Source organism: Pseudomonas sp. 300, from assembly GCF_055803035.1.
In genome coordinates, this window is sequence record NZ_JAVLRV010000002.1 from 2,169,216 (window position 1) to 2,182,972 (window position 13,757).

Annotated in this window: 17 protein-coding genes; 3 read left to right on the plus strand and 14 right to left on the minus strand. The window is 57.8% G+C overall.

All coding sequences use genetic code 11. From position 1 onward, the window contains the following. Positions 1–12 precede the first annotated feature (12 nt). The 5 genes from pheS to thrS form a co-directional block, all read right to left on the minus strand. Positions 13–1,029: a phenylalanine--tRNA ligase subunit alpha gene (gene pheS, locus Q7W83_RS16385; protein ID WP_007940232.1), complete on the minus strand. Its 1,017-nt coding sequence runs from the start codon at positions 1,027–1,029 to the stop codon at positions 13–15. 109 nt (positions 1,030–1,138) lie between these two features. Beyond that, positions 1,139–1,495, minus strand: a complete 357-nt coding sequence (gene rplT, locus Q7W83_RS16390; RefSeq protein WP_007905879.1) for a 50S ribosomal protein L20 — start codon at positions 1,493–1,495, stop codon at positions 1,139–1,141. Positions 1,496–1,523: 28 nt separating this feature from the next. Further along, complete coding sequence (gene rpmI, locus Q7W83_RS16395) at positions 1,524–1,718, minus strand: 50S ribosomal protein L35 (protein ID WP_002553160.1); 195 nt, start codon at positions 1,716–1,718, stop codon at positions 1,524–1,526. A gap of 60 nt (positions 1,719–1,778) precedes the next feature. Beyond that, positions 1,779–2,330 carry a translation initiation factor IF-3 gene (gene infC / locus Q7W83_RS16400; protein ID WP_172668659.1) on the minus strand — a complete coding sequence of 184 codons (552 nt, stop codon included), beginning with the start codon at positions 2,328–2,330 and terminating at the stop codon, positions 1,779–1,781. Next, complete coding sequence (gene thrS, locus Q7W83_RS16405) at positions 2,330–4,252, minus strand: threonine--tRNA ligase (RefSeq protein WP_473656357.1); 1,923 nt, start codon at positions 4,250–4,252, stop codon at positions 2,330–2,332. Before thrS ends, infC begins: the two co-directional genes overlap by 1 nt. A gap of 373 nt (positions 4,253–4,625) precedes the next feature. Between thrS and Q7W83_RS16410 the strand changes: the two genes are divergently transcribed. Then, the gene (locus Q7W83_RS16410; RefSeq protein ID WP_150632433.1) at positions 4,626–4,928 is read left to right on the plus strand and encodes a hypothetical protein; all 303 of its coding nucleotides are present in this window, start codon (positions 4,626–4,628) and stop codon (positions 4,926–4,928) included. A gap of 292 nt (positions 4,929–5,220) precedes the next feature. Then, positions 5,221–5,433 (plus strand): cold-shock protein, encoded by a 213-nt coding sequence (locus Q7W83_RS16415; RefSeq protein WP_003179963.1) that lies wholly within the window; start codon positions 5,221–5,223, stop codon positions 5,431–5,433. 72 nt (positions 5,434–5,505) lie between these two features. Here Q7W83_RS16415 and Q7W83_RS16420 read toward each other — a convergent pair whose 3' ends face one another. Both Q7W83_RS16420 and Q7W83_RS16425 read right to left on the minus strand, forming a co-directional pair. Continuing rightward, positions 5,506–5,826 carry an I78 family peptidase inhibitor gene (locus Q7W83_RS16420; RefSeq protein WP_150632434.1) on the minus strand — a complete coding sequence of 107 codons (321 nt, stop codon included), beginning with the start codon at positions 5,824–5,826 and terminating at the stop codon, positions 5,506–5,508. A gap of 165 nt (positions 5,827–5,991) precedes the next feature. Next, complete coding sequence (locus tag Q7W83_RS16425) at positions 5,992–6,297, minus strand: hypothetical protein (RefSeq protein WP_150632435.1); 306 nt, start codon at positions 6,295–6,297, stop codon at positions 5,992–5,994. 131 nt (positions 6,298–6,428) lie between these two features. Here Q7W83_RS16425 and Q7W83_RS16430 point away from each other — a divergent pair, with 131 nt between their 5' ends. Continuing rightward, a complete protein-coding gene (locus Q7W83_RS16430) occupies positions 6,429–6,641 on the plus strand; it encodes a hypothetical protein (RefSeq protein ID WP_150632436.1) in 213 nt (70 codons plus the stop codon). Positions 6,642–6,673: 32 nt separating this feature from the next. On the opposite strand, the gene Q7W83_RS16435 is transcribed toward Q7W83_RS16430, so the two are convergent. The 7 genes from Q7W83_RS16435 to Q7W83_RS16465 are packed head-to-tail and all read right to left on the minus strand — an operon-like array spanning position 6,674 to position 13,681. Then, complete coding sequence (locus Q7W83_RS16435) at positions 6,674–7,702, minus strand: nucleoside hydrolase (RefSeq protein ID WP_150632437.1); 1,029 nt, start codon at positions 7,700–7,702, stop codon at positions 6,674–6,676. A gap of 43 nt (positions 7,703–7,745) precedes the next feature. Beyond that, positions 7,746–8,150: a D-ribose pyranase gene (gene rbsD / locus Q7W83_RS16440; protein ID WP_150632438.1), complete on the minus strand. Its 405-nt coding sequence runs from the start codon at positions 8,148–8,150 to the stop codon at positions 7,746–7,748. Continuing rightward, positions 8,147–9,064 (minus strand): ribokinase, encoded by a 918-nt coding sequence (gene rbsK / locus Q7W83_RS16445; protein WP_150654171.1) that lies wholly within the window; start codon positions 9,062–9,064, stop codon positions 8,147–8,149. Before rbsK ends, rbsD begins: the two co-directional genes overlap by 4 nt. Before the next feature lie 56 nt (positions 9,065–9,120). Then, on the minus strand, positions 9,121–10,140 hold the full coding sequence (locus Q7W83_RS16450) for a LacI family DNA-binding transcriptional regulator (protein ID WP_150632440.1): 1,020 nt from the start codon (positions 10,138–10,140) through the stop codon (positions 9,121–9,123). A gap of 3 nt (positions 10,141–10,143) precedes the next feature. After that, entirely contained in the window at positions 10,144–11,121 is a 978-nt protein-coding gene (locus Q7W83_RS16455; protein WP_150632441.1) for an ABC transporter permease, read from the minus strand. Further along, entirely contained in the window at positions 11,118–12,671 is a 1,554-nt protein-coding gene (locus Q7W83_RS16460) for a sugar ABC transporter ATP-binding protein (protein WP_150632442.1), read from the minus strand. Before Q7W83_RS16460 ends, Q7W83_RS16455 begins: the two co-directional genes overlap by 4 nt. A gap of 56 nt (positions 12,672–12,727) precedes the next feature. Next, a complete protein-coding gene (locus tag Q7W83_RS16465) occupies positions 12,728–13,681 on the minus strand; it encodes a sugar ABC transporter substrate-binding protein (RefSeq protein ID WP_150637378.1) in 954 nt (317 codons plus the stop codon). Between the last annotated feature and the right edge of the window lie 76 nt (positions 13,682–13,757).

Consider the following 13,757-nt stretch of genomic DNA (forward strand, 5'->3'; position numbering starts at 1 on the left):
AATTCGTTACGACTAGCGAAATTGCGCGAGGAACCGCAAGTCGTTGTCGAAGAACAGACGCAAGTCGTTCACGCCGTAACGCAGCATGGCCAGACGCTCAACGCCCATGCCGAAGGCAAAGCCCGAAAACTCTTCCGGGTCGATCCCGGACATGCGCAGCACGTTCGGGTGAACCATGCCGCAACCCATCACTTCCAGCCAGCCAGTCTGTTTGCAGACGCGGCAGCCTTTACCGCTGCACATCACGCATTCCATGTCGACTTCAGCGGATGGCTCGGTGAACGGAAAGTACGAAGGGCGGAAACGCACGGCCAGTTCTTTTTCGAAGAACACACGCAAGAATTCTTCGATGGTCCCTTTCAGGTCGGCGAAGTTGATATCGCGATCGACCAGCAGGCCTTCGACCTGGTGGAACATCGGCGAGTGGGTGATATCCGAGTCGCTACGGTACACACGGCCAGGGCAGACGATGCGGATCGGCGGCTGCTTCGATTCCATGGTGCGGACCTGTACCGGCGAGGTATGGGTGCGCAGCAACATGTTGGCGTTGAAATAGAAAGTGTCATGCATCGACCGGGCCGGGTGATGGCCTGGGATGTTGAGCGCTTCGAAGTTGTGGTAATCGTCTTCGACCTCAGGGCCTTCGGCGATGCCGTAGCCGATGTGGGTGAAGAACTGTTCGATACGTTCCAGAGTGCGAGTAACCGGATGCAGACCACCCGAGGTCTGGCCACGGCCAGGCAGGGTCACGTCAATGGACTCGGCAGCCAGTTTGGCGGCCAGGTCGGCCTCTTCAAACAGTGCCTTGCGGGCATTGAGAACCTCTGTGACACGCTCCTTGGCAACGTTGATCAGGGCGCCGACTTGCGGACGCTCTTCTGCCGGCAAATTCCCCAGGGTCTTCATCACCTGAGTCAATTCACCCTTTTTACCAAGGTAGTGAACCCGGATTTGCTCCAGGGCATTGATATCTTCAGCGCTTTGCACAGCCTCTAGTGCTTGAGAGACGAGCGCATCCAGGTTTTCCATGTACAGACTCCAGATACAAAATAGGGGAAGAGCTTGAAGGCTCTTCCCCTATTTATGACGTTTAACACCTGGCCCCACAGAGGTGAGGCCGGGTGACTGTCGGGGGTACTTAAGCCAAGGTGGCTTTAGCTTTCTCGACAATCGCAGCAAACGCCGCTTTTTCGTTCACTGCCAGATCAGCCAGAACCTTACGGTCGATCTCGATGGACGCTTTTTTCAGGCCGGCGATGAAACGGCTGTAGGACAGACCGTTGATACGTGCACCAGCGTTGATACGAGCGATCCACAGAGCGCGGAACTGACGTTTTTTCTGACGACGGTCACGGTAGGCGTATTGGCCTGCCTTGATTACCGCTTGCTTGGCAACACGGAATACGCGCGAGCGAGCGCCGTAGTAGCCTTTAGCAAGTTTCAGAATTTTTTTGTGACGTTTACGGGCAATGACGCCACGCTTTACACGAGCCATGAGTTACTTCCTCTATTCTTGACTAAAATTAACGAAGGCGCAGCATGCGCTCGACTTTTGCCACGTCAGACGGATGCAGCAAGCTGCTACCGCGCAGTTGACGCTTACGCTTGGTCGACATTTTAGTCAGGATGTGGCTCTTGAAAGCGTGCTTGTGCTTGATACCGTTAGCAGTTTTCAGAAACCGCTTAGCAGCACCACTTTTCGTTTTCATTTTTGGCATGTTCGGATACTCCGCATTCAGTTGATAAACATAATCAGAAGGCCTGCCGTGCCCTGTTGATTACTTCTTCTTTTTCGGGGCGATGACCATGATCAGCTGGCGTCCTTCCATCTTAGGATGCTGTTCGACCGAACCGTACTCGAGCAAGTCACCTTCAACTCGCTTGAGGAGTTCCATCCCCAGCTCCTGGTGGGCCATCTCACGGCCGCGGAATCGCAAGGATACCTTGGCCCTGTCCCCATCACTCAGGAAACGTACCAGGTTGCGCAGTTTTACCTGGTAATCCCCTTCCTCCGTCCCTGGACGAAACTTGATTTCTTTAACCTGAATCTGCTTCTGGTTTTTCTTGGCCGCGGCAACCTGCTTCTTCTTCTCGAAGATCGATTTGCCGTAGTCCATCAGTTTGCAAACAGGGGGTACTGCATCGGCGGAAATTTCCACCAAATCCAGTTTGGCCTCTTCAGCCTTAAGAAGCGCGTCTTCAATTGACACAATCCCAAGCTGTTCACCTTCAGCCCCAATTAACCGAACCTCGCGTGCCGAGATATTCTCGTTGATCGGGGCTTTCGGTGCAGCTCGTTTATCTTGTCTCATTTCACGCTTAATAATAATTACTCCGAATCTGGGCGACCACGCCGGGAAACCGCTTGCGCGAGAAACTCAGCGAACTGGGCGACGGGCATCGAGCCCAGGTCAGCACCTTCACGAGTACGCACAGCGACAGTCTGCATCTCGACTTCCCGATCTCCGATAACCAAGAGATAGGGAACCTTGAGCAAAGTATGCTCGCGGATTTTAAAGCCGATCTTTTCATTTCTCAAGTCAGACTTGGCACGAAATCCGCTTTCGTTGATAGTTTTTTCAACCTCGGCGGCAAAATCGGCCTGTTTGTCAGTGATGTTCATGATCACTGCCTGGGTCGGAGCCAGCCACGCAGGGAATGCACCCTCGTAGTGCTCGATCAGGATTCCGACGAAACGTTCGAAGGATCCGAGGATCGCCCGGTGCAACATCACCGGGTGCTTGCGACTGTTGTCTTCGGAGACGTATTCGGCTCCCAGACGGACAGGCAGGTTAAAATCGAGCTGCAGGGTACCACACTGCCAGACGCGACCGAGGCAATCTTTCAGCGAGAACTCGATCTTCGGACCGTAGAACGCACCCTCACCCGGCTGCAGATCGTACGGCAGGCCAGCGCTATCAAGGGCTGCAGCCAATGCTGCTTCAGCGCGATCCCACAGCTCGTCGGAACCGACACGTTTTTCCGGACGAGTGGACAGCTTCATCTCGACATCTTTGAAGCCGAAGTCGGCGTAGACATCCATGGTCAGCTTGATGAAAGCGGCGGATTCAGCCTGCATCTGCTCTTCGGTGCAGAAGATGTGGGCGTCGTCCTGAGTAAACGCACGTACACGCATGATGCCGTGCAACGCACCCGATGGCTCGTTACGGTGGCAGGCACCGAATTCAGCCAGACGCATCGGCAACTCGCGGTAGCTTTTCAGGCCCTGGTTGAACACTTGCACGTGGCAAGGGCAGTTCATTGGCTTGATGGCGTAGTCGCGGTTTTCCGACTGAGTGGTGAACATGTTGTCGGCGTAGTTGGCCCAGTGCCCGGATTTCTCCCACAGGCTGCGGTCAACGACTTGTGGAGTCTTGATCTCCAGGTAGCCGTTGTCGCGCTGAACCTTGCGCATGTACTGCTCGAGCACCTGGTACAGAGTCCAGCCGTTCGGGTGCCAAAATACCATGCCCGGCGACTCTTCCTGGGTGTGAAACAGGCCCAGGCGCTTGCCGATCTTGCGGTGATCGCGTTTTTCAGCTTCTTCGATGCGCTGGATGTAAGCTGCCAACTGCTTCTTGTCAGCCCATGCGGTGCCGTAAACGCGCTGCAATTGCTCGTTTTTCGCATCGCCACGCCAGTAGGCGCCGGACAACTTGGTCAGTTTGAAGGATTTCAGAAAACGCGTGTTCGGCACGTGCGGACCGCGGCACATGTCGACGTATTCTTCGTGATAATACAGGCCCATGGCCTGCTCGTTCGGCATGTCCTCGACCAGGCGCAGCTTGTAGTCTTCGCCGCGGGCCTTGAACACTTCGATCACTTCGGCGCGCGGAGTGACTTTCTTGATCACGTCGTAATCTTTTTCGATCAGCTGCTGCATGCGCTGCTCGATGGCGGCCAGGTCGTCCGGAGTGAAAGGACGTTCGAAGGCGATGTCGTAATAGAAGCCTTCGTCGATGACCGGACCGATGACCATTTTGGCCGTCGGGTACAGCTGCTTAACCGCATGGCCAACCAGGTGGGCGCAAGAGTGGCGAATGATCTCCAGCCCCTCTTCATCCTTTGGCGTAATGATTTGCAGCGTAGCGTCGGCGCTGATGATGTCACTGGCGTCGACCAGCTTGCCATCGACCTTGCCGGCCACGGTGGCCTTGGCCAGACCGGCACCAATGGATGCGGCGACCTCGGCTACGGAAACCGGGTGATCGAATGAACGTTGACTGCCGTCGGGAAGAGTAATAGTTGGCATGGCGCCTCCTCTCCTAGTGGTGACCCCTACCAAAGGTCACGTGGGTTGGGATGAGCCAGTACAAGATCCGGTCCAGGCCATTCAATGACGAACGCCTGCCTTACAGCGGCAGGAGCCTTGCGGCCAACCGGAAAACCGAACCAGAGTGACTGGGATTCAAATCAGGGTTATTCGAACATCTGCCGCCACCGTGACTGAAGGTCCGCGGAGCTTGCAAATACCCGAGCGAGGCATGCTAGCACAGATGAACGGTCGTCGCGGTGCCGAGGTTTTATGCTGGGGCAAATCAGTCCTTTTTATGCCAGAGTGCTGAACTTGAACCCCGCTTTACCCCTCAGATAACAAGACATTGACCCACAAGGAGCATCCCAGCATGCGTCTGAATCGTTTGTTCGCAGTAGTCGCCCCCATCGTCCTGTTGCTGCCGCTGGCTGCCCATGCCGATTGGCCGAAGGGCGAGCGCGAGAAATACATGGCTCAATGCACCCAGGCAGCGACTCCGCAGATTGGTGCAGCAGCGGCAAAAGCCCACTGCGCTTGCGGCGCCGATGCGATCAAGTCGTACCCGGCCAGCGACATCCAGGCATTGATGGACAACAAGGCCAGCGACGCACTGAAACAAAAAGCACTGACCCAGATTTCGTCGTGCAAGGCTGATAACAAGGCGAAAAAATAAGCCTGAAAGGACGCTTTGAAGGCCCAAACAGCCGATGAAAAGCTCCCGAAAAGCACTTTTTCGTACAATTTATGCAGGTTTTACAGCTTTTTTTATCGTCTTTACTTTCGGCTGAAAGCCTTTTAAAACGGGGCTTTCAGCCACATCAAGCAACAAAGAAAGCGTGACTGTAGGGCAAACAGCACGTCCGGGGGGCTCCCAAAGCGAACATTTCGACTATGATACCCCGGTGTGCCCAGTTGGCCTGAGCAGCACAGTACTACTGAAAATATATGTTTCTTGGAGATACACCATGTCTAATCGCCAAACCGGCACCGTTAAATGGTTCAACGATGAAAAAGGCTTCGGCTTCATCACTCCTCAAGGTGGCGGTGACGACCTGTTCGTACACTTCAAAGCTATCGAAAGCGACGGTTTCAAAAGCCTGAAAGAAGGCCAGACCGTTTCCTTCGTGGCTGAGAAAGGCCAAAAGGGTATGCAAGCTGCTCAAGTTCGCCCAGAGTAATTTCCAGGCGCACTAAAAAAACCCCGTCCATGTGACGGGGTTTTTTATGGGTGAAGCAAAAGCCTGACGGTGTCAGCCGCAGTTGATGCGCGTGATCACCAGGTTGTTATCGGTGTTCAGGTTCAGGCGATCGGAGCGGTACTCCAGGGTCACCATATCGTCAGGCTTGAGGATACGGGCATTTTGCGCGCCAGCGCGAATGCGCGCCTGTTCCAGCAGTTCAGGCGAAGCCTTTTTGCCAATGGTGAATTCGGCAGCCTTTGCTTCGCAACGGCTGTGGCCGGTATCCGTCGTCGTGACAGGGTCTGCTACCGAATCGGTGGACGTGCTGCTGCAACCTGCCAGCAGACTAGCGGCCAACAGAGTACCCAATGACGCGAGCTTCCAAGGCATGAAGCCTCCTTTTTTCAATAGTTAAGCTGAGATCGTGCGACCGCCAATCTGGCGTTTTGTTTCACAGGCAGCGCTTTCACCCTGCCCTCGATCCGGACAATCGGCGAGTTTGCCTGAGCATTCCCGGCCGTTCATCCCTCAATCGTGACTGGATATGAACAGCACTCAATAAATGTCGATGTAGTCGAACGGTGGTGTAGGCCAATTCTCTTTCAGCGCATTAAAGATCTGCATGACCCAGACTTCGTCACTGGCCGCGACCAATCCCACATACCCAGAGCCTTTGGCCCACGTCTCCAGCCGAAACAGCAGCCCGTCGATGTCGGTGCCGCCCACGACGCCCGATGAAATGTAAGCGATGCCGCCCTTGGTCACCCGCAATTGGGTGTGCTCATCATCACTGGCAGAGGCTAGCAGCTGGCGCACAGCCTCAAGGGTCAAGCCGTCAGGAGAGTTCAAATCGATCTGCACAGCACGGTCCTTGATAAATCATCAAAGACCAAGTGTCGCATAGCCCTCCCGTCATGCCTAAGTCGGAGTGCCAAACGCCATGCAAAATGGTTAACTCACACCCAGACTTTCCCTAATTCACGAGCGCCATCATGACCACCGTAAGCATCGACGCCGACATCAAAGCCAAGTGGCCGCAAGGTCATAGCTCCTATAGCCCGGGTAGTCCGGAAGAGTTGGCAATCATTGGCATCGATCTATTGGTCAAGGAACTGGGGACTGAAGCGGCACAGTCCTTCATCGCCCAGGTGTTCGAGAAGTACCCGGCCGACTACCAGGGTGCTGAATACAACGAAAGGGAGTGAAACCCGCAGGCTGGCACCTGCGGGCGCGAAGCCTACTTCAAGCGCGCCAGACGCTGCGTCAGCAGGTCAAAGAAGCCTTGAGCGTCGCCGCTTTCAACCCAGAAAGCGTTCTTCGGCGCTTTCAGGCCGTCATACCAGTCGACGATGGTTTGACCGAAGGTCGGGCCTTCGCGACTATCAACCACCACATTGACCGAACGACCTGTGAACAACTCCGGCTTGAGCAGGTAGGCTATGACCGTAGCGTCATGCACCGGGCCACCCGGAAGACCGTAGTGCTCCATATCGCCTTTGACGTACTCATTGAGAATGTCGCCCACCAACTTGCTGGCGTTGTTGTTCAGTGCGGCGATCTGCTTCAGGCGCGCTTCACTGGTGAGGACTTTGTGGGTCACGTCCAGCGGCAGGTACGTCAGTTTGACGCCACTTTTCAGCACGACTTCGGCAGCCTGCGGATCGGCAAACAGGTTGAACTCGGCCACCGGCGTGATGTTGCCGCCGTTGAAGTGCGCACCACCCATGATCACCACTTCCTTGATGCCCTGAACGATTTCAGGCTCCTGGATCAATGCCAGCGCGAGGTTGGTCTGTGGACCGAGCATGGCGATGGTGATGCTATGGGGCTTGGCGGTTTTCAAGGTATCGATCAGGTAGTTGACTGCATTGCCATTCGCCAGACCTTTCTTCGGCTCATGCACGGTGACGCCCGACAGGCCTTCTTTACCATGAATGTTCTCGGCATAGATCGGCGTCCGCATCAGCGGTTTCGGCGCACCGGCATAAACCGGCACATCCTCACGCCCTGCCCACTCGCGGGCCAGTCGCGCATTGCGTGACGTCTTGTCCAGACGCACATTACCGGCGACGGTGGTCAGCGCGCGGATGTTCAATTCTTCCGGTGATGCCAGGGCAAACAGCAAGGCGACCACGTCATCGGCACCCGGGTCCGTGTCGATGATCAAGTCGATTTTTTCCGCCGCCTGGGCGCTTGTTGCTGTAATCAGGGACAAGAGCAGCAGACTCCGGAGCAGATGGTGCAGTTTCTGAGCATAGCGATACATAGCGCACTCCTTGTGCGTGGGAAAACAGAGAGACGACAACGAATCAGAACGTGACCCCAGCCACCAGCACGACGTTGCAGTAAGGCTGACATTCGCCTGTACGAACAATCGCCCGCGCCTGTCGGCTCAGGACTTTGAATTGGTCATGACTGAGCAGCTCCCGCTGACCCAGCGCACCTGCGGCATTCAGCTCATCCAGCGTCACCAGCGCCGACGGCCGTTTGTCCAGAATCTCCTGGGCCAACACGTGACTTTCGACCTGCATTTCGCTGAGCACGACTTTCAACGTACTGATGAAATCCGGAATGCCGTGGGTCAGGGCCAGGTCGATCAATTCGACCCCCGGCGGAACCGGCAGACCGGCATCGCCAATCACAACCATATCGCCATGCCCAAGGGAAGCGATCAGCCGCGACAGCGCGACGTTGAGCAACGGTGTTTTTTTCATGGTGCTTTAAAGGCCTGTACGTCGGACAAAGTAGGGATCGAGGGTTGCGCGCCAGCACGAGTCACTGAAAGTGCCGCAGCGACCTGGCCGAAACGGATCGCTTGCGCCTCGCTTTTGCCGGCGGCCAGTGCGGCAGCGAAACCACCGACAAAGGTATCGCCCGCCGCGGTGGTATCGACCGCTTTCACCTTCAGCGCAGGGAAGTGTTCGAAGCTGTTGCCATTGGCAAACAACGAGCCTTGAGCTCCGAGGGTGATGATCACCTTGCCAGCTCCCATGGCGATCAATCGGGTCGCCGCGACTTCGGCGGTTGCCAGTGAATCCACCGGCAAACCGCTGAGGGCCGAGGCTTCGCTCTCGTTGGGGATCAGGTAGTCGATGGCCGCATACCAGTCTGCTGGCAGCGGTCGGCTGGCGGGCGCAGGATTGAGAATCACGGTTTTCCCCAGTGCACGGCCGCGCTTGAGCGCATGGCCGACCGTGGCATCCGGCACTTCGAGCTGACAGATGATCACATCCGCCGCCTGCAACACCGCATCGAAACGGTCAATGACTGCTGGCGTCAGCGCACCGTTGGCACCGGCGACAATCACGATCGCGTTTTGGCTGTTGTCATCGACCACGATCAACGCCACACCGCTGGCACCGTCGACGGTGCTGACCGCCTGACAATCGATACGGTCGGCCAACAGCGCTCCGCGCAGCTGCTCTCCATAGGCGTCGCTGCCCACGCAACCGACCATCGACACCTGCGCGCCCAGTCGCGCCGCAGCTACTGCCTGATTGGCGCCCTTGCCGCCGGAGACTGTGGCAAACGACTCGCCGATCAACGTTTCACCGCCACGGGGCAGCCGGGAAGCCCGGGTCACCAGGTCCATGTTCAGGCTGCCTATCACTACTACTTTTGCTGACATACATTGCTACTCATCAATTCTGTTTCGGCGGTGCTTTTGATTTAGCGCTTTCTACTTCAACGAAACTGGGCGAACACACCGGCCAGCGGCGCGGTCGATTCCCGCAGCACAATACTGGGCGTCACGATCCGTTGATCGGTGGCCATGGCCGGCGTGGCGATCCTGCGCAACAGCACTTCGGCCGCCATCTCGCCGAGCTGCAAGATCGACTGCCCGACCGTGGTGAGCGCCGGATAGACATAACGGCTCATCTGGATATCGTCGAAGCCGATCACCGACAGCTCGCTCGGCACACGAATATTGCGCTCGGCGGCGGCGCGCAGCACGCCGATTCCGATCATGTCGTTGCCGGCGAAGATGGCGCTGGGCGGGTTATGTTCCAGGAGGATCGCGGCGGCGCTGTAACCGCCGGTGCTGGTGAAGTCACTTTCCAGCATGCGCTCGCGAGGCACTTCGACGCCCGCCTCTTTCAAGGCGCGGCAATAACCTGCCAGACGCATCTGCGCGACGCTGGTACTGGCCGGCCCGCCAATAGTGGCGATGTCCCGATGCCCCAACTCCAGAAGGTGACGAGTCGCCAGATAGGCGCCGTACTCGTGATCGATGCGCACCAGGTCCGCATCAACCCCTTCCAGCCCACGGTCGACAATCACCATCGGCGTGCGCACACCTGCCAGACCTTCCGCCAGCCCGGCATCCCCACCGGCTGACGCCACGATCAGCCCGTCAATCCGCTTTTCCAGCAACACGCGCAGGTAGCTGCGTTGCTTGTCCGGGTTGTCGTCGGAGTTGCAGAGGATCACGCAATAGCCATTGCGCTCGCAGTAATCCTCGATACCGCGCGCCAGTTCGGCGAAGTATGGGTTGAGGCTGTTGGGCACCAGCAGACCGATGGTCGCGGTGGTCTTGGCCTTCAACGAGCGGGCCACGGCGCTGGGCACATAGTCTAGAGTTTTGATCGCGGCTTCGACCTTGATCCGCACTTCTTCGCTGACCGGCCGGGTCTTGTTCACCACATGGGAAACCGTGGTGTAGGAAATCCCCGCGAGCGCTGCCACATCCTTGATTGTTGCCATGACTCAGGTCCGCCGGCTTGCGCGCTGACTGCGATAGGTATCCAGCACCACCGCCACCACGATGACCGCGCCGGTAATGATGCGCTTGGTCGGTTCGGTCGCGCCGATCTGCGCCAGACCAGCGGCCAGTACCGAGATGATCAACACCCCGAAGAACGTGCTGATGACCGAGCCGCGCCCGCCCATCAGGCTGGTGCCGCCGATCACTACCGCAGCGATCACTTGCAGTTCCAGGCCGGATCCGGCATTCGGGTCCGCCGCTTCCAGGCGGGAAATCTGGAACAGCGCGGCAATACCGGCCAGCAGCCCCATCAGACTGAACACCAGAATCTTGTAGGGTTTTGGATTGATCCCCGCCAGACGCACGGCTTCTTCGTTGGTGCCGATGCCGATCAGGTAGCGACCAAACACCGTACGGGTCAACACGGCCTGGGCGATAAAGATGATCAGCAAGGCAATGATGAACGACGGCGAAATGCCGAAGGCAATCGGATTGGACAGCCAGGCGAAGGCATCGCCGATATAGGCGGTGCGCGAACCGGTCATCTGATAGGCCAAGCCGCGTGCCATTTCCAGCACGCCGAGGGAGACGATGAACGACGGAATCCGCCACGCCACCGTGATCGAACCGGTGATCGTTCCCGCCAATGCGGCTGCCGCCATGCCGAGCAACGCTGCCGGCAATACGCTCCAGCCCCAACCGAGAATCGCCACGCTGACCGTCGACGCGGCGAGTGCAAGCACCGAGCCCACCGACAGGTCGATACCGCCGATGATCAGTACGAACGTCATGCCGACCGCCAGCACCATCAAGTCCGGAATCTGGTTGGCCAGAGTACTGAAAGTGTCGTAAGACAGAAAATGGCTGCTCAGGACCGAGAACAGCGCGACCATCGCCAGCAAGGCACCGGCCAGGCCCAGATAGGTGCCGAGGCCGTAAAAATTGCCACTACGTTTACCGGCAGATGTTGCAGTTTTCATGGAAGATCCCTAGGCACTGCTTCGTTGAGCAGCGCATCACGTTTTTGATAGCCGGCAAAAGCAGCGGCAAGCAAGTCATCCTGGGTCCAGCTGTCGCGCTCGAAAGTCTCGATCAGGCGCCCCGCAGACAGTACACCGATGCGGTCGCAGATCAGCATCAGTTCACGCAGGTCGCTGGACACCACCACCAACGCCTTGCCCTGACGGGTCAACTGACCGAGCAGCGTATAGATGTCGAATTTGGCGCCGACGTCGATGCCGCGAGTCGGCTCGTCGAACAGCAACACCGAGCAATCGCGCTCCAGCCAACGGCCGATCACGACTTTCTGCTGATTGCCGCCGGACAGTTCCGACACCAATTGCGTCGGGCTGGAACTGCGGATGCGCATGGCGTCGATCTGACGCCGGGCCAGCGACATCTCTTCACCGTTGTTGACGAAGCCACCGCTGGAAATCTCCGGCATGTTGCCCAGGGCGATGTTTGCGCTGATCGACTGGGTCAGCAGCAAGCCCTCTCCCTTGCGGTCTTCGGTGATCAGGGCAATACCATGACCGACTGCGTCCGCCGGCGAACGAATACTCACGACCTTTGCCGGTGAACCCAGCGCAACCGTGCCGCTGTCCGCTGCGTCGGCGCCGAAGATCAGGCGCAGCAACTCAGTGCGCCCTGCCCCGATCAAACCGGAAATCCCGTAGATCTCGCCGGCGCGCACTTCGAAGGACACGTCGCGCACTTTGTCGGAGCGGGTCAGCCCTTTGACCGTCAACGCCGGAGCGCCAATCTTGCGCGGCCCCATGTCGATGTGCTCGCCGAGCTCACGGCCAACCATCAAGGTGACCAATTGCTCACTATTGTAATTGGCCATCGGCTCGACGCAGACCAGGTTGCCGTCGCGCAACACCGCAATGCGCTGAGCCACCCGCGCCAGCTCTTCCAGGCGATGGGAGATATAGATGATCGACACGCCACGAGCCTGCAGGCGCGTGATCTGCTCAAACAGCATCTCGACTTCACGGGCCGTCAGCATCGCGGTGGGTTCGTCGAGGATCAGAACATGACAATCGCCGATCAGGTTACGAGCGATCTCGACCATTTGCTGGTGACCGATGCCCAGTTCGCCGACGAGGGTGTCCGGGTCGATCGCGTCGAGCCCGACCTGAGCCATGGCTTCGATCGCAGCCTTGCGCAATTGCTTGCGGCTGATCCAGCCGCCGTTGCTGGGCAGGTTATCGAGAAACAGATTTTCCGCCACCGACAGGGTCGGCAACAGATTGAGTTCCTGCATGACCATACGGATGCCCAGGTCTTCAGCCTGGGCACGGCTGCCAGGGCGGTAATCCTGCCCCTGGAATTGCATCTGGCCGGTGGTCGGCGTGACCAATCCACCGATGATCTTCGACAGTGTGCTTTTGCCGGCGCCGTTCTCGCCGGTCAGCGCCAACACCTCGCCACGCATCAGCGTCAGGTCGATACCGGTGAGGACAGGCTGAGCGTAGGTCTTGCCGATACCGCTGACCGAGAGGACAGCGTTCGGAGCGGAAACAGACATAAAAACTCTCCATGCGCTCGCCCGGACGGGCGAGCACCGTTGTGTCGCCTAAAGGTCTACTTGGTCACCAGCTCTACCGGAGTTTCGATCACGCCGTTGGTGCCGCTGTCGACTTTCTCGCCTTTGATGATCTTCAGCGCCGTCTCGATGCCGAACACGGCTTGCCTGGCAGCGAACTGGTCAGCGGTGGCCAGGACGCGCCCGTCCTTGAGCATCGGCTTGATGGCGTTGATGTTGTCGTAGCCAACCACTTGCACCTTGCCGGCCTTGCCCGCCGCACGCACGGCAGACACTGCGCCGACGGCCATGCTGTCGTTGCCGGCCAGCAGGGCTTTGACTTGCGGGTATTCGCTGAGGATCGACGCGGCGACCTTGTTGCCTTTATCGATTTCCCAATCGCCGGATTGCAGGGACACGACCTTGATCTGCGCCGCTTCCATCGCATCCTTGAAGCCGGCAGTGCGGGCCTGGGCATTGGTGGTGGTGGACACGCCTTCGATGATGCCGACTTCGTCACCAGCCTTCAGCTGTTTGGCCAGGTATTCACCCACCAGGCGCGCGCCTTTGCGATTGTCGGGACCTACGAACGGAACATTGATATTTTTGCTTTTGACGACCGCTGGATCCAGCTGGTTATCGATGTTGATCACGGTGATGCCGGCGTCGATGGCTTTCTTGATCACCGGAACCATGGCCTTCGAGTCAGCGGGAGCGATGACCAGCGCATTGACCTTGGCCAGAATCATTTGCTCGACAATACGTGTCTGGCCCGCCGTGTCTGTTTCGTCCTTGATGCCGTTGGAGATCAGGTCGAAATCGGCGGAATGGTCTTTCTGGTACGCCTTGGCGCCGTCTTCCATGGTCAGGAAGAATTCGTTGGCCAGGGATTTCATGACCAGTGCGACTTTGGGTTTTTCAGTGTCGGCGAAGGCCGAGGAGAGAGGCAACACGGCGGATGCGGCAGCCAGCATAGCGACAGCGAGAAGACGTCCAGCGAATGGCAGCTTCATGGGTTCACTCCGATCTTATGATTATTCTGAGCAACGCTTGCGCTGGCGTAAGGTTCACCGCGTGAACCGATGGCAC